12 protein-coding genes are annotated in these 15,550 nt (G+C 67.7%); 8 read left to right on the top strand and 4 right to left on the bottom strand.

Annotated features, from left to right (window positions below):
* Positions 1 to 27: 27 nt before the first annotated feature.
* On the bottom strand, positions 28 to 1,155 hold the full coding sequence (locus ACQR1D_RS12080; protein ID WP_434874565.1) for a zinc-binding metallopeptidase family protein: 1,128 nt from the start codon (positions 1,153 to 1,155) through the stop codon (positions 28 to 30).
* A gap of 226 nt (positions 1,156 to 1,381) precedes the next feature.
* On the opposite strand from ACQR1D_RS12080, the gene ACQR1D_RS12075 reads away from it, so the two are divergent.
* From ACQR1D_RS12075 to ACQR1D_RS12045, 7 genes are all read left to right on the top strand, one after another.
* Positions 1,382 to 3,847 carry a PAS domain-containing protein gene (locus tag ACQR1D_RS12075; RefSeq protein WP_434874566.1) on the top strand — a complete coding sequence of 822 codons (2,466 nt, stop codon included), beginning with the start codon at positions 1,382 to 1,384 and terminating at the stop codon, positions 3,845 to 3,847.
* A 116-nt stretch (positions 3,848 to 3,963) separates the two neighbouring features.
* Positions 3,964 to 5,409: a sensor histidine kinase gene (locus ACQR1D_RS12070; protein ID WP_434894044.1), complete on the top strand. Its 1,446-nt coding sequence runs from the start codon at positions 3,964 to 3,966 to the stop codon at positions 5,407 to 5,409.
* Complete coding sequence (locus tag ACQR1D_RS12065; protein ID WP_434838316.1) at positions 5,394 to 6,752, top strand: sigma-54-dependent transcriptional regulator; 1,359 nt, start codon at positions 5,394 to 5,396, stop codon at positions 6,750 to 6,752. Before ACQR1D_RS12070 ends, ACQR1D_RS12065 begins: the two co-directional genes overlap by 16 nt.
* A gap of 111 nt (positions 6,753 to 6,863) precedes the next feature.
* On the top strand, positions 6,864 to 7,565 hold the full coding sequence (locus tag ACQR1D_RS12060; RefSeq protein ID WP_315804965.1) for a hypothetical protein: 702 nt from the start codon (positions 6,864 to 6,866) through the stop codon (positions 7,563 to 7,565).
* Between the two features lie 45 nt (positions 7,566 to 7,610).
* The gene (locus ACQR1D_RS12055) at positions 7,611 to 8,252 is read left to right on the top strand and encodes a hypothetical protein (protein WP_434838317.1); all 642 of its coding nucleotides are present in this window, start codon (positions 7,611 to 7,613) and stop codon (positions 8,250 to 8,252) included.
* A gap of 40 nt (positions 8,253 to 8,292) precedes the next feature.
* A complete protein-coding gene (locus ACQR1D_RS12050; protein ID WP_434838318.1) occupies positions 8,293 to 9,567 on the top strand; it encodes an MFS transporter in 1,275 nt (424 codons plus the stop codon).
* 22 nt (positions 9,568 to 9,589) lie between these two features.
* On the top strand, positions 9,590 to 10,843 hold the full coding sequence (locus tag ACQR1D_RS12045) for an arsenic transporter (RefSeq protein WP_434838319.1): 1,254 nt from the start codon (positions 9,590 to 9,592) through the stop codon (positions 10,841 to 10,843).
* A 13-nt stretch (positions 10,844 to 10,856) separates the two neighbouring features.
* Here the strand turns inward: ACQR1D_RS12045 and ACQR1D_RS12040 are convergent, their stop codons facing one another.
* Positions 10,857 to 11,351 carry a ferritin-like domain-containing protein gene (locus ACQR1D_RS12040; RefSeq protein WP_315776574.1) on the bottom strand — a complete coding sequence of 165 codons (495 nt, stop codon included), beginning with the start codon at positions 11,349 to 11,351 and terminating at the stop codon, positions 10,857 to 10,859.
* A 204-nt stretch (positions 11,352 to 11,555) separates the two neighbouring features.
* Between ACQR1D_RS12040 and ACQR1D_RS12035 the strand changes: the two genes are divergently transcribed.
* A complete protein-coding gene (locus ACQR1D_RS12035) occupies positions 11,556 to 13,412 on the top strand; it encodes an alkaline phosphatase family protein (protein ID WP_434894043.1) in 1,857 nt (618 codons plus the stop codon).
* Between the two features lie 185 nt (positions 13,413 to 13,597).
* Here ACQR1D_RS12035 and ACQR1D_RS12030 read toward each other — a convergent pair whose 3' ends face one another.
* A complete protein-coding gene (locus tag ACQR1D_RS12030; RefSeq protein ID WP_434894042.1) occupies positions 13,598 to 14,722 on the bottom strand; it encodes a S1C family serine protease in 1,125 nt (374 codons plus the stop codon).
* A 172-nt stretch (positions 14,723 to 14,894) separates the two neighbouring features.
* Positions 14,895 to 15,464, bottom strand: coding sequence for a hypothetical protein (locus ACQR1D_RS12025; protein WP_315804904.1), 570 nt, complete (start codon positions 15,462 to 15,464; stop codon positions 14,895 to 14,897).
* Positions 15,465 to 15,550: the final 86 nt, after the last annotated feature.

Raw genomic sequence — 15,550 nt, 5'->3', positions numbered from 1 at the left:
CTTTATGTTCTCGGGAGTCAAGGCGGATCACGCCGCCCCGATCTCTTGATGCTGCGACTCGGCCTGCGGCTTTTCGGGCGCCAGGGTGACGGACGTCTCCCGGCCGCCTTGCCGCACCAGGCGGTGGACGAAGCCCAGCTTGCCGATGACCGGCGGCGTCAGGATGAAGGGATAGAGATCGCGCGCGCCCATCGCCCGGGCGACACTGTTCATGGCGAAGGTGAACGGCAGCCAGGCGTTGACGATGGTGTCGAAGTCCTCCGCGACATACGGATCGAAGGTGACGCGCGCTGTCAGTCCGCCGATCTGGTCGGCGGGCGGATCGATCTCGATACCGAACTCGGAGGCCATCTCCAGCGTATCGACGATGTGGAGGTAGTGCGCCCAGGTCTCGGCAAAATCCTCCCACGGATGCGTGGTGGCGTAGGCGGAGACGAAATTGTCCTGCCAGTTCATCGGCGGCCCCTGATCGTAGTGCCGCTTCAGTGCCTCGCCGTAGTCCTGGGTATCGTCGCCGAACACCGCCCGGCATTCGTCGAGCCTTCCGGCATCGCGCACCAGCACGTCCCAGAAATAGTGCCCGACCTCGTGGCGGAAATGACCGAGCAAGGTGCGATACGGCTCGCCCATTTCCAGCCGGCGCCGCTCGCGCTCGAAATCGTCGGCCTCGGCCAGCGCGATGGTGATGAGGCCGTTATCGTGTCCGGTCATGACCTTCTGCTGGCCGGTGGGGTCGTCGGCGAGGAAGTTGAAGATCAGCCCGTGCTCGGGATCCTCGATCCGTGTCTTCACAGGGAGTTTCCAGCGGATCAGCGAGTAGAACAGCCGGTGCTTGGCCACCTCCAGCTCTCGCCATCCCGCGAGTTGCGCCGGATCAGACAGATTGGGAATCGTGCCGTTATGCCGGCAGGCGCGGCAGAAGCCTGCTGTCTCGCCGATCTCGAGCAGCCAATTGCAGGCGTCGTGCTCGGCATTGGCGCAGAAGAAGCGCCCGGCCCTGCCGTCAGCCAGCGTTCGGAACCCCTCTTCCGCGGGCTCGATCGCCGACAGCGTCTGGCGCTCGGGCATGAAGGCGAGCTGATGGCCGCAGCGCCCGCAGCTGCGATTCTCGAAATACAGGATGTTCTTGCAGGCCTGACAGACGAAGAGCTTCACGGTATGGACCTACGTGTTGCGGAGTTCAGGGCCTGACGACGCGCGACAGTAACAGTCCGTTCCGGGAGCGCGGAACTTTTTATCTGCCCCGACGTTCACGTCATGCGGTCGTTTGCCCGCCTTAATCTCTGCCCAGTTTGCTTTCCTTGAACCCAATGTCGCCACGCTTCCGAACACCCGCGGTGGAATTCTCGGACGACTGCTCGCCACACCAGTACAGGTCAGCATGAACAGCGCGGATGCGCCCAGAGACGAAGTAAGGCCGGAGGCTGCCGCCGACGCGTTGCGCCAGCATATTGAGGAGATCGCCCGCGATCGGGATGAGGCCTATCGCGCGCTGCAGGAACGCGAGGCGGAGCTCGCGCGCATTCAGCGCATCGCCCGGGTCGGCGGCGTCGAGGTCGATTTGCGCGAGGGGTACCGCAACCGCCGCTCCCCCGAATACCTGATCATTCACGGCCTGCCGCCGGAGGCCGTCCACGAGACTCATGAAGACTGGGTCAGGCGCGTCCATCCCGACGACCGCGTCAAGGCCGAGCGGGACTTCATCGCCGCGGTGAAGAGCGATCAGGAGGACTACACCACCGAATACCGCATCATCCGTCCCAGCGACGGTGAGATCCGCTGGGTCCGCGTCATCGCGCGCATCGAGCGTGACTGGAACGGCCGTGCGATCCGTCTGGTCGGCGCGCATATCGATGTCACCGACCAGATGCTGGCGCAGGCCAAGCTGCGCGAGAGCGAGGAACGCTTCCGGCTGATCGCCGACAGCGCGCCGGTGCCGATCTGGGTGACGAAGCTCGACCGCACCCGCTCCTTCGTCAATCGCGCCTATATCGATTTCCTCGGCCTGCCCCCTGACGAGGCGCTGGCCTTCGACTGGCGCAAGGTGCTGCATCCCGAGGACCTTCCGCGCATCCTCGCGCAGCAGCAGTCGGGAGAGTGCTCGCTGAAGCCGTTCTTCCTCGAGGCGCGCTACCGGCGCGCCGACGGGGAATGGCGCTGGCTGCGCTCGGAATCGCAGCCGCGCTGGGATGCGAACGGCAAACATGTCGGGTTCATCGGCGTCGCTCACGACGTCACGGCCGCCAAGCAGGCCGAGATCGAGCTGCGCCGCGTCAACGAGACCCTCGAAGAGCGTATCAGGGAGCGCACCGCCCAACTCGAGGCCAATGAAGCGCGCATGCGCGCGATCTTCGACACCAGCAATCAGTATCAGGCCATCCTCGACGTCGAGGGCCGCGTGATGCATGCCAACCGCATCGCGGTCGCCGGCATGCGCGCCGGTGAAGTGAACGTCATCGGCCAGCCGCTCTGGGATGCGCCCTGGTTCACCCATACGCCGGGCGTGACCGAGATGCTGCGCAAGGCGTTCGCCCGCGTTCTCGCCGGCGAAAGCTTCCGGACCGAGATGCGGCTCGACTTCGCCAGCGGCCAGCGACATTTCGAGCTGTCAATGCGGCCGCTGTTCGACCAGCATGACGTGGTCACCGGCGCGGTCGCCGAGGCCGTCGACGTCACCGAGCGCATCCAGGGCGAGGAGCTGCTGCGGCAGTCGCAGAAGATGGAGGCGGTCGGCCAGCTCACCGGCGGCGTCGCCCACGACTTCAACAACCTGCTCACGATCATCCGCTCGGCCACAGACTTCCTGCGCCGCCGCGATCTTCCCGAGGAGCGGCGCCGGCGCTATGTCGACGCGATCTCGGAGACGGTGGAGCGCGCCTCGAAGCTGACCGCACAGCTCCTGGCCTTCGCCCGGCGGCAACCCTTGACGCCGCAGGTGTTCAATGTTGGCGAGCAGGTCGAGAACGTCGTGCAACTGATCCGTCCTCTCGTCGGCAGCCGCATCCAGATCGAGCTCGCGGTCACGGACAGCGGGCTGTTCACCCTCGCCGACGTCGCGCAATTCCAGACCGCGCTGATCAATCTCGCCGTCAATGCGCGCGACGCCATGAACGGTGAAGGTCATCTGCAGATCGGCGTGCAGCGAACCGAGAGCATTCCGGCCTTGCGGGGCCAGGGCCCCCGCCCCGGGGCCTTCATCGCGATCTCGGTCACCGACACCGGCGGCGGCATCGCGCCTCAACATCTCAACGCGATCTTCGAACCGTTCTTCACCACCAAGGAGGTCGGCAAGGGCACGGGTCTCGGCCTTAGCCAGGCGTTCGGCTTCGCCAAGCAGTCCGAAGGCGACATCGCGGTCGACAGCCGCATCGGCCACGGCGCGACCTTCACGATCTATCTGCCACAAGCCACGGCAACGGAATCCGGCACGGAAGCGGGCGCCGCGCGCATCGAGCCGGCGACCATCGGGCGCGGCTACCGCGTGCTCGTGGTCGAGGACAATGACGAGGTGGGGCAGTTCTCGACCGAGCTGCTTGAAGACCTCGGCTACGTCACCCGCCGCGTCGCCAACGGCGCCGATGCGCTGGCGATCCTGGCGAACGATGAGTTCGCCGTCGATCTCGTGTTCTCCGACGTCATCATGCCCGGCATCAACGGCCTCGAGCTTGCCGGCATCATCCGCGACCGCTATCCCGGCCTGCCGGTGGTGCTGACATCCGGCTACAGCCACGTGCTGGCGGAAAATGCCCATCACGGCTTCGAGCTGATCAAGAAGCCCTATTCGGTGGAATCGCTGTCGCGCATCCTGCGCAAGGCGATGGCCGAGAAGGCGCCGCTGCCGCGCTGAGCCGGCATCGGGAACCAACATTGCCGATCGGACGTTCTGTTCCGCAATGAGGTGCCGTGAACCGCGTCCGCGCGTCGCGCCGCACTCGGTCATCCGATGTCATTGCGGACCATTTGATGCGCTCCCTTCGCTCGCGGCTGTCGGCGCTCTGGCTCATGCTGGCAGTTTCCGGCGCGGCGACGGCGTATCTTCTTGTCGAGTCGTTCCAGCAGTCGAACGACGCCCGCGTGGCGCGCGCGCAGGACCTGGTCACGCGCGGCTGCCGCGACATCGCCGACCGCTATCAGTTCTTCGTCTCGGGCTGGCGCGGCGCGCCGGTCGACGACAGCCTGAAGCAGGACCTCATCCCGCTGGTGCAGTCCGCCTTGGCCGCGACGCCCGGCGTCGAAGGCGGCATCTGGCAGACGGAGACCGGGTCGCTGGCCTACGCCTATCCGACCTACGAAGGCACCGGACCCAAGACCGACCTGCCGGCAGCCGAACTCAGCGTGATCAAGCAGATCAACAGCGACGCGCAGCGCAGCGGCCGCCCCTTCACGACAAAGAATGCCGGACGGTCGCAGACCCTGATCGTTCATGCCTGCCCGTTGCGCGGTCCGCTCCAGAACGTCACCGCCTGGACCATGACCCGCGCCGCCGCGGCCGAAGGTCCGGCCTACACGCATCTGCTGATCGGGCTGATCGTGCTGGCGGCGACGCTGCTCGGCTCGGCGATCTGGCTGGCCTGGATCCTGGTGTCGTGGTCACGCCGCATCGCCATGATCGAGACGGCGCTGGGCGAGCCGACGGACAATGCCGACCTGCCGCAACTGCCGCACACCGGCGCCCGCGAGCTCGACCGCCTCGTCGACGCCGTCAACGATGCCGGCCATCGCCTCTCGGCGGAGCGCATGCGCGCAACCGCCGCCGAGCGCCTCGCAGCCGTCGGCCGGCTGTCGGCCACGCTCGCCCACGAGATCCGCAATCCGATCGCGGCGATGCGCCTGAAGGCGGAGAACGCGCTCGCCTCTCCCGACCCTGCGCGCAAGGCCGGCGCGCTCGAAGCGATCCTGCAGCAGGTGGCGCGGCTCGACGCGCTGCTGCGCGATCTCCTGGCGATGACCCAGGCGAGCCAGCCGAAGACCCGTCCCGTCGAGCTCGACGACTTCCTGCAGGCCACGATCGAAGCGCACCGCGATGTTGCCGCGCGCCACGGCCAGTCGCTCCGCGCCGTCGCGCCCTCCTCCGCGCGGTGCTGCTTCGATCCCGCGCAGCTGCAGCGCGCGCTCGACAATCTGATCCTCAATGCGATCCAGAACACGCCCGAGGACGGCGAGATCGTCGTCGCAGCCGAGATCGCCGATGGACGCCTGCTGTTTCGCGTCACCGACAGCGGCCCGGGCATCGCCCCCGGCATCAGGGATCGCCTGTTCGAGCCGTTCGTCAGCACCCGCGCCGACGGCACCGGGCTTGGACTTGCCATCGTGCGCGAGATCGCGCGCGCCCATCATGGCGATGCGCAACTCGCCCCTGTCAGCACCGGCACCAGCTTCGAGATCTCCCTGCCATGGCAACCATCCTGATCGTCGACGACGATGCGGCGCTACGCGACGGGCTGGCGGAGACGCTGACCGATCTCGGCCACGAGGCGATCACGGCGGCCTCCGGCCGCGAAGCGACCGGCATGGTGTCTCCCGCGACCGATGCCGTGCTGCTCGACCTGCGCATGCCGGGGCTCGACGGCATCGAGACCTTGCGCCGCATCCGCGCCGACGGCGATGCGCCTCCGGTGATCGTGCTGACCGCCTATGCCAGCCCTGAGAACACGATCGAGGCGATGCGGCTCGGCGCGTTCGATCATCTGGTGAAGCCGATCGGCCGCGACGCGCTGCGCGAGCTGATCGCGCGGCTGCCGCCGCGCCGGTCTCAGCAGCAGGACACGGCCTCCGCCGACGACAGCGGACTGATCGGCACCAGCGAGGCGATGCGCCGGGTGCAGAAGACGATCGGCCGCGCCGCCGATGCCGACGCGACGGTGCTGATCCGCGGCGAGACCGGCACCGGCAAGGAGCTGGTCGCGCGCGCGCTTCATGTCCACAGCCGGCGCAGCGCGTCTCCCTTCATTGCCGTCAACTGTGCCGCAATCCCACGCGATCTGCTCGAGAGCGAATTGTTCGGCCACGTCAAAGGATCGTTCACCGGCGCCAGCTCCGACCGCGCCGGCGCCTTCCGCGATGCCGGGTCGGGCACCCTCTTCCTCGACGAGATCGGCGACATGCCGCCGTCGATGCAGGCCAAGATCCTCCGCGCCCTGCAGGAGCGCGTCATCACGCCGGTCGGCGGCAAGCCGGTCAAGGTGTCGGCCCGCGTCGTCGCGGCCACGCATCGCGATCTCGCCAGGCTGGTCGCGAGCGGCGCCTTCCGCGAGGATCTGTACTACCGCCTCAACGTGATCCCGATCGAGCTGCCGCCGCTGCGCGAGCGCGCCCAGGACATCCTGCCGCTGGCCGGCCATTTCCTGGCGCTGGCGTCGGAGGGACGGCCGCGCCCGCAACTGACCGACGCGGCCATCGACAAGCTCGCTCATGCGCCCTGGCCCGGCAATGTCCGCGAGTTGCGCAACGTGATCGAACGCGCCTGCGTGCTGACGCAAGGAGCCCTGATCGACGCCGACGATCTCGACATCACCGACGCGCCGCATGACGAGGAGACGGAGACTTCGACGGACCTGCCGGCGGCGGTGGCGCGGCTGGAAGAGCGCCTGATCCGCCGCGCGCTGGCGGCGTGCGGCGGCAACCGCACCGAAGCGGCGCGACAGCTCAAGATCAACCGGCAACTGCTCTACACCAAGATGCAGCGCTACGGTCTGGGTGACGAGCAGGCGTCAGGAAATCCGACGCGCGCCGTCGGGAAAGACGACGCCTAGCGCCCCAGCCTTCATGCAACCCATTGATTTGTCGTCGTCCGGCACTTGGCACGGCCGTTGCGAACCATCTTGCGTCACCCCTGCCAAAGGAGTTCCAGGATGACGCGAAAGATGACGCCGATCATGGCCGCGCTGATGCTCGCCGCAGCGGGCTGCGGCATGACTGCGGCCAGCGCCCAGGCACCACTGTCCCCGCCGGATGCGACGTGGGATGCATCGCAGCTTCCGGAGACACGCGGGATCGTCAAGCAATACACGCTGACGCCGCGCGGCGATGTCGACGGACTGATCCTCAACGACGGCACCGAGGTGCAGCTGCCGCCGCATCTGACGGCTCAGGTCGTGTTCACGATCCGGCCGGGCGACGGCGTCTCGATCCGCGGCCTGCGCGCCCGCGCGCTGCCGCTGGTCGACGCGGCCTCGATCACCAACATCGCGACCGGCAAGACCGTCGTGGACGACGGTCCGCCCGACCGCCCCGGCCGGCACGGCGCCGACCAGACGGTCAGCGGACGGATCGCCACGGTGCTGCACGGCAAGCGCGGCGAGGTCAACGGCGCGGTGCTCGATGACGGCACGTCGCTCCGCCTGCCGCCGCCCGAAGCCGAACGGCTGGCCGACTGGCTGCATCCCGGACAGACGATCTCGGTGCGCGGCGACCTGCTCGAGACCGCCCTCGGCAAGCTCGTCGACGTCAAGGCCATCGGCACCTCGCCGGATCAGATGACGGAAATCGACGGTCCGCGCCCGCCACGCGGCCCGAGGGGCGGCCCCGACCGGCTCGGCCCGCCGCCGCCTCCGCCGCGCGGCTGATCTCTTTCCTTTCGATCACGAACGAACGCACCACAGGAGACGAACATGCATTGGATCGATCCCGAAAGCCTGCCGCTCGTGAACGGCGTGCTCGAACGCTTCGTGCTCAATCCGCATGGCGAGGTCGACGGCTTCGTCATGCGGGCAGGCGACAAGGACATCCTCGTCCATACTCCGCCGCATATGGCGGCGGAGCTGACGCACCACATCAAGGCGGGCGATACGGTCGGCGCGCGGGGCGTCAAGCCGCGCGGGGCGCAACTGCTCGCGGCGGTCGCCGTGTCGGCTGAAGATGGCCGGCACATCATCGACCACGGCCCGGACGAGGAGCGCGAGCACCCCAAGCACGACCATCACCGGATGGACGTCGAAGGCAAGGTGCGGCTGTCGCTGTTCGGCCCCAAGGGCGAGCTGCGCGGCGCGCTGCTGACCGACGGCACCGTCGTGCGCATCGGGCCGAAGGAAGCCAAGGAGATTGCCGAGCTGCTCGCGCCGAAAGCGACGCTGGCGGTTCGTGGCGACGGCATCGACACGCGCTTCGGCCGGGTCATCCACGCCCGCGAGGCGGGCCCGGACCTGAAGAGCCTCAAGCCGCTCAAGCATGGCCCCAAGAAGGACCCTGAGCATGGTCCCAAGAACGGACCGAAGCACAAGCTTGGGCCCAAGCACGATCACGCGCATGCGTGATCGCCTGCACTGACGCAACGAGGGACCGAGGCCTGAGAGCATGTCACAGGATGAGACTACCACGCGCCGGGCGCGCCGCGCGCTCGACGCCGCCAATTTCTTCCTGGCCGACGTGCGCGATGGCCTCGGGCCCTATCTTGCGATCTATCTCCTGACCGAGCAGAAATGGGACGAGGCCTCGATCGGCGTGGTGATGTCGCTGGCGACGATCGCCGGCATCGCCGCGCAGACGCCGGCCGGCGCGCTGGTCGACGCGACCAGGGCGAAACGGCTGGTCATGATCGTTGCCGCGATCATCGTCACGGCGGCGTCCCTGCTGCTGCCGCTGATGACGAGCTTCTGGCCGGTCGCGATCTCGCAGAGCATCGCCAATGCCGCCGGCGTGATCTTCGCCCCGGCGATCGCGGCTGTGTCGCTCGGGATCGTCGGCGCCAAGGCCTTCACGGCGCGCGTCGGCCGCAACGAGACCTTCAACCATGCCGGCAATGCCGTCGGCGCCGTGATCGCCGGGGCCGCCGCCTATGCGCTCGGACCATCGGCGGTGTTCTACCTGATGGCGGTCACGTCGGCCGGCAGCCTCATCAGCGTGCTCGCCATCCCCGAGCGCGCCATCGACCATGACGTCGCGCGCGGGCTGGCGCATCAGGCGGAGGGCAACCGAGCGGGCCAAGGCGAGCAGCCGTCGGGCCTGGACATTCTCCTGACCTGCCGTCCGCTGCTGATCTTCGCGGTCTGCGTCGCGCTGTTTCACCTCGCCAACGCCGCCATGCTGCCGCTGGTCGGCCAGAAGCTGGCGCTGCAGGACAAGAATCTCGGCACCAGCCTGATGTCGGCCTGCATCGCCGCCGCCCAGCTCGTGATGGTGCCGATGGCGCTCCTGGTCGGCGCCCGCGCCGACCGCTGGGGTCACAAGCGCTTCTTCCTGGCGGCGCTGCTGATCCTGCCGCTGCGCGCGGTGCTCTATACGCTGTCCGACGACAAGGCCTGGCTGGTCGGCGTGCAGTTGCTGGACGGCGTCGGCGCCGGCATCTTCGGCGCGATCATGCCGGTCATCGTCGCCGACCTGATGCGCGGCACCGGCCGCTTCAACGTCGCCCAGGGCGCGGTCATCACGGCGCAGAGCATTGGCGGAGCGCTGTCGACCGCGCTCGCCGGCCTGGTCGTGGTCCATGGCGGCTACAGCGCCGCATTCCTGGCGCTCGGCGCGGCTGCCGCCCTCGCCGTGATCGTGTGCTGGCTGCTGCTCCCCGAGACCGGTGGAGCAGAGGCCGCCCACCCGAACGCGGCGCCCTCGCCCGCTATCCCCGCCGAATGATTTGCTCTATCGATCCCCGATCATGTCCCTGCACGATACCTGGCTCGCCTACGCCATCATCATTCCCGCCATCGCCGGCGTCATCATCCGCCCCTTTCGGCTGCCCGAGGCCGTGTGGGCCGCCGCCGGCGCGATCCTGCTGGTCGCGCTCGGCCTGCTGCCACCAGCCGATGCGCTCACCGGCATCCGCAAGGGCGTCGACGTCTATCTGTTCCTGATCGGCATGATGCTGATCGCCGAGCTGGCGCACCGCGAGGGCCTGTTCGACTATCTCGCGGCCTATGCCGTGGAGCATGCGCGCGGCTCGCCGCAGCTGCTGTTCCTGCTGGTCTATGCGGTCGGCACCCTGGTCACGGTGCTGCTCTCCAACGATGCCACGGCGATCGTGCTGACGCCGGCGGTCTATGCCGCGACGCGCGCCGCCGGCGCCTCGCCGCTGCCCTATCTGTACGTCTGCGCCTTCATCGCCAATGCCGCGAGCTTCGTGCTGCCGATCTCCAACCCGGCCAATCTCGTCGTGTTTGGCGAACGCATGCCGCATCTGACCGAATGGCTGCGCCAGTTCACCCTGCCCTCGATGGCCGCGATCGCGCTGACCTACGTCGCGCTGTGGCTGACCCAGCGCCGCGCGTTGCGCGAGGAGACGCTGCGCACCGATGTCGAGAAGCCGCATCTCAGCCGCGAAGGCCGGCTCGCCGCGTTCGGGATCGGCGCCATCGCAGCCGTGCTGCTGACCGCCTCGGCGCTCGACGTTCAACTCGGCCTGCCGACGTTCGTCTGCGGCGTGGTCACCGCGGCCGCGATCCTGCTCATCGGCCGGCAATCGCCATGGCCCGTAATTCGCGGCATCTCATGGGGCGTGCTGCCGCTGGTCGGCGGCCTGTTCGTGATGGTGGAAGGTCTGAGCCGCGCCGGCGCGATCGGCCAGCTCAGCGCCTGGCTGCACCAGGGCGTGACGTCGTCGCCGCACGGCACAGCGTGGGCCGCGGGCCTGATCACCGCGGTCGCCGACAACATCGCCAACAACCTCCCGGTCGGCCTCGTCGCAGGCTCCGTCGCCACCAGCGATCACCTGCCGCATGAGGTCATCCGGGCCATCCTGATCGGGGTCGATCTCGGCCCGAACATCTCGGTCACGGGCTCGCTTGCCACCATCCTGTGGCTGACGGCATTGCGGCGTGAGAAGATCGAGGTGACGGCCTGGCAATTCCTGAAGATCGGACTCGTGGTAACGCCGCCCGCGCTGATCGCAGCGCTGGCGGCGGCCATGTGGTAAAGACGACCGAGGCTTAGGCGGCCGCCTCGTAGTTGACCGCGGTCTCAGCGATCTTGGTCAGCGTCTCGTCGGTCTTCCGCTCTTCGTTCAGCGTCTGGTCGAGCAGCTTGGCGGCCTTCGGCAGGTTGAGCTTGAGCGCCCAGGCCTTCAGGGTGCCGTAGCGCGACATCTCGTAGTGCTCGACCGCCTGCGCTGCAGCAAGAAGGCCGGCGTCGAGCGCCTGCGTCCCCTTGTACTCGTCCATGATCTCCTTGCCCTCGTCGATGATGCCCTCGATCGCATCGCACTTCTTGCCGCGGGCGGGCTTGCCGATCAGCTCGAAAATCTGCTCGAGCCGCTCGATCTGGCCTTCGGTCTCCTCCTGGTGCTTCTCGAACGCCGCCGCCAGCTTCTCCGACTGCGCCGCCTTGGCCATTTTCGGCAGCGTCTTCAGGATCTGCTTCTCGGCGTAGTAGATGTCCTTGAGGGTATCGAGGAAGAGCTCGTTGAGGTCTTTGTCGGCAGGCATGGTGTGCTCCCTGAATTGTGTGAGCCGACAACCGGGAAGCCACACCCTGGTTCCTGCCGCGGACTACCGCTCGACGAAAATCCTGTCCGGAGCGGTGCCGATCGGGCACGAGCCCCTTGTAACAAAACTGTCACCCGGCAAAACTAAAGCTCTTCCCTGCGGCGAGACGCCGCGATTCCGCCGATTGCTTTTCAGGAGTTTTCAATGCGCCGCCCGCTCGTGCTGCTGTGCGCCGGACTGACCCTGCTGTCGTCCAGTGCCGCATTTGCGCAGAACGCCACGCCCCATAACCTGATCCTGTTCATTCCCGACGGCCTGCGCGCGCTGAAGGTGACGCCGGAGACGGCGCCGGCCATGGCCGCCGTCCGCGACAAGGGCGTCAACTTCAAGAACTCGCACTCGCTGTTTCCGACCTTCACCATGGCCAACGGCTCGGCCATGGCGACCGGCCATTACCTCGGCGACACCGGCACGTTCTCCAACACGATCTTCACCGGCTACACCTCGGCGCCGGCCGGCGACACCATCGTGCCCTTCATCGAGAACGACGCCGTGCTCGGCGACATCGACGAGCATTTCAACGGCGACTACCTCAACGAGGACACGATCCTGAAGCTCGCCCGCAAGGCCGGCTATTCGACCGCCGCGATCGGCAAGCTCGGCCCGACCTATCTGTTCGACCACACCGGCTGCCCCTGCAAGCCGGGCGCGAGCTCCTCGATCGTGATCGATGACTCCACCGGCAACAAGAACGGCGTGCCGATCACCGACGAGATCAAGGACGCCCTGACCAAGGCCGGCCTGGCGCTGGCGACGCCGTCACGCGGCGACAACGGCAAGGCGGGCGACGCCAAGACGCCGGGCACGACCACAGCCAACGTCGCCCAGCAGGCCTATATGGTCGACGTCGCCACCAAGGCGGTGCTGCCGATGTTCAAGGCCCGCAACAAGCCGTTCGTGCTGGTGTTCTGGTCGCGCGACCCGGACGGCAGCCAGCACAATCAAGGCGACAGCCTGAACACCATCACGCCGGGCATCAACGGCCCGACCTCGATGGCCGGCATCAAGAACGCCGACGACAATCTGGCCGCGCTGCGCAAGGCGCTCGATGATCTCGGCCTGGCGGCCTCGACCAACATCATGGTCCAGGCTGACCACGGCTTCTCGACCATCTCCAAGGAGAGCAAAACGAGTCCCTCCGCCAAGGTCAGCTATGACGACACGCCGAAGGACTTCCTGCCGATGGGCTTTCTGGCGCTCGACCTCGCCAAGGCGCTCGACCTGCCGCTGTTCGACCCGAACGACAAGAACGCGGCGGTGCCCGAAGGCAAGCACCCCAAGGCCGGCAATGGCGTGCTCGGCAAGGACCCGGCCAAGCCCGATCTCGTCGTCGCCACCAATGGCGGCTCCGACTTGATCTATTTGCCCAACAACGACAGGAAGCTCGCCCGCCGCACCGTCAAGGCGCTGCTGGCGCAGGACTACGTCTCCGGCATCTTCGTCGACGACAAGCTCGGCGAGATCCCGGGCACCTTGCCGCTGTCGCAGATCAACCTGCAGGGCAAGGCGGTGACGCCGCATCCGGCGATCGTGGTCAACTTCCGCACCTATGTCGCGCCGGGTTGCGACCAGCCGTCCAACTGCCAGGTCGAGGTCGCCGACACCGTGCTGCGCCAGGGCCAGGGCATGCACGGCTCGTTCGGCCGCGGCGATACCTACAACTTCATGGCGGCCATCGGTCCGGACTTCAAGGCGGACTTCGTCGATCCGCTGCCCGTCAGCAACGCCGATGTCGGCGCCACCGCCGCCAGGCTGCTCGACCTCAAGGTCGCTCCGAAGGGCAGACTGATCGGCCGCGTCATGACCGAAGCGATGCCGAACGGCGCGACGCCCAAGGCTGTGTCGGACGTCGTCAAGTCCGATCCGGCCGCCGGCGGCCTGCGCACCGTGCTGAAGCTGCAGCGCGTCGGCACCCAGCGCTATTTCGACGTCGCCGGCTTCCCCGGCCGCACCGTGGGGCTGGATGACGAGGCGCCGAAGCAGAAGGCCGCGGCGAAGTAGTCAGTCGATCGCCAGTACTTCCATGCGATCACCGGAGTGCCCCGCGAAAGCGAGACACTCCTGTTTCGATCAAACGCGATGCCGTAGCCCGGGTGAGCGCAGCGATACCCGGGGACACTGTTCCCGCATGTCGCTTCGCTCATGCGGGCTACGGCCGTCTCTTCGATAGAGTGTGGCCCACTCACTCACCGCGCCACATCTAGCGTCACCCGGACCTCGACCGTCTTGCCGCCGCGAAGCACGCGCAGCACCACCGGATCGCCCGGAGCCTTGTTCTCCAGCGCGCGCGTCATGGCCTCGGGCGAATCCACCGCCTGCCCGTCGATCGCCAGTACGACGTCGCCGAGCGCGAAGCCGCCGTCGCGGGTCAGCCGCGCCGGGACCAGCCCGGCCTTGTCGGCCGCGGAATCCTGCTCGACATCGAGCACGAACACGCCGGACATGCCGAGCCGCGCCGACAGCGCCTCGTTGGCCTTGGGATCGGTGCGGATGCCGAGGCTCGGGCTGACATAGCGGCCGCTTGCGATCAGACGCGGCACGACCCGGTTGACCCTGTCGACGGGCACGGCGAAGCCGATACCGGCCGAGGCGCCCGACGGGCTGTAGATCGCGGTGTTGACGCCGATCAGCCGTCCTGCGCTGTCGAGCAGCGGCCCGCCGGAATTGCCGGGGTTGATCGCGGCATCGGTCTGGATCAGTCCGTTCAGGGTGCGGTCCTGCGTGACCTGAAGGTTGCGGTTGAGCGCCGAGACGATGCCGGTGGTGAGCGTGCTGCTGAGACCGAACGGATTGCCGATCGCGAACACCTTCTGCCCGACCTTGAGGTCGGCGCTGGTGCCGAGCGGCAGCGGCTTCGGCCGGTCGACGCCGACGCCGATCACGAGCACCGCCAGATCGTTCTCCGGACTGGCGCCGACCAGCGCGGCGCGGAACGAGCGTCCGTCGGTCAGGCTGACCAGCGCCTCGGTGGCGCCTTCGATGACGTGATAGTTGGTGACGACGTGGCCGAGGTCGTCCCACACGAAGCCCGAGCCGGTGCCGGAGCGCTCCTGCTGCGAATTGCCGGTCCACGGGTTGACCGATTGTTGAACGGTCGTGATGAAGACGACCGAGCCGCTGCGGCTCTCGAACAGCGCGATCGTGCTCTTCTCGTCGGCGGCGAGATCGCCGCGCGGCGTGATCTCGCGGGGCTTGGCGCGCATCCCGAGCAGCTCGGCCTGGATCAGCGGAAAGGTCTGCCAGGCCATCATGAGCAGCAGCGCCGTCGCCGCCACCGCGAACAGACGCGCGGCGAAGCTCCATCGGCTCATCTCGACATTCTCCGTGTTCGGTCGCATCACCGCCGATTGATTCACCGGCCGGGCGGCGCCATCAAGAGCCGTGATGCGATCGCCGCCGGTCAAAAAGACCGGTCAAAACGAAAAGAGCGCGATGAGATCATCGCGCTCGTCGAACTCATGCGGCTGGATGAACGCGACGCGCCTACATCCCGATGTCGATCATCGAGGGCAGTTGCGCCAGCGGCAGCACGGTGACGCCGACCAGGGTCGCGACCATCGCCATCAGCGCGCGGTTGCCCTGGCGCTTGCCGCGCATCTGCTTGGCGACCCATTCCAGCGCATCGGTGCGGATGCCCCGCGCATTGATCGGAGCCCAGCTCTCGATCGCGGTCTCCGGCGACAGCGCCACGCTGCGCGGCGGCACCGGCAGGCCGGAGGCGGCCGCGGTGTGATGCGCCACCGCCTTGGCGAGCAGATCCTCGAACCGGCCGTCGTCCTTGCGCTCGGTTGCGGCGGCATCGATCGCGAACAGCGCCTCGGCCTCGGCGCGGCTGACCGGCGCGTCGTTGATCGCGGCGGCGCTCAGAATGCGCGCGCACCAGGCCGCGTCATCGGCATCGAGCACGCGGGAGAAATGCACGCGTCCCGCGGTGGTCGGCCCCTCGCCGGTGATCACGCCGTCGCGCACGATGCCGAGCGCGAGAGCAGCGGTCTCACAGGAGGACGGTTCGAGACCATCGATGCCGATGGTTTTTGGTGCAGAGGTAGCCATGTTCTCTTCTCAGTTGCTGTGTTGACCCACCTTGTCGGCGCCCGTCTGAACGAGTGGTTAACGGTTCGAAACGGTGCTGTGGGTTT

The sequence above is a fragment of the Bradyrhizobium sp. HKCCYLRH2047 genome (assembly GCF_051168175.1).
Classification (GTDB): domain Bacteria; phylum Pseudomonadota; class Alphaproteobacteria; order Rhizobiales; family Xanthobacteraceae; genus Bradyrhizobium.
Note: the sequence above shows the minus strand (reverse complement) of the source record. Positions and strands in the feature narration are given on the sequence as shown.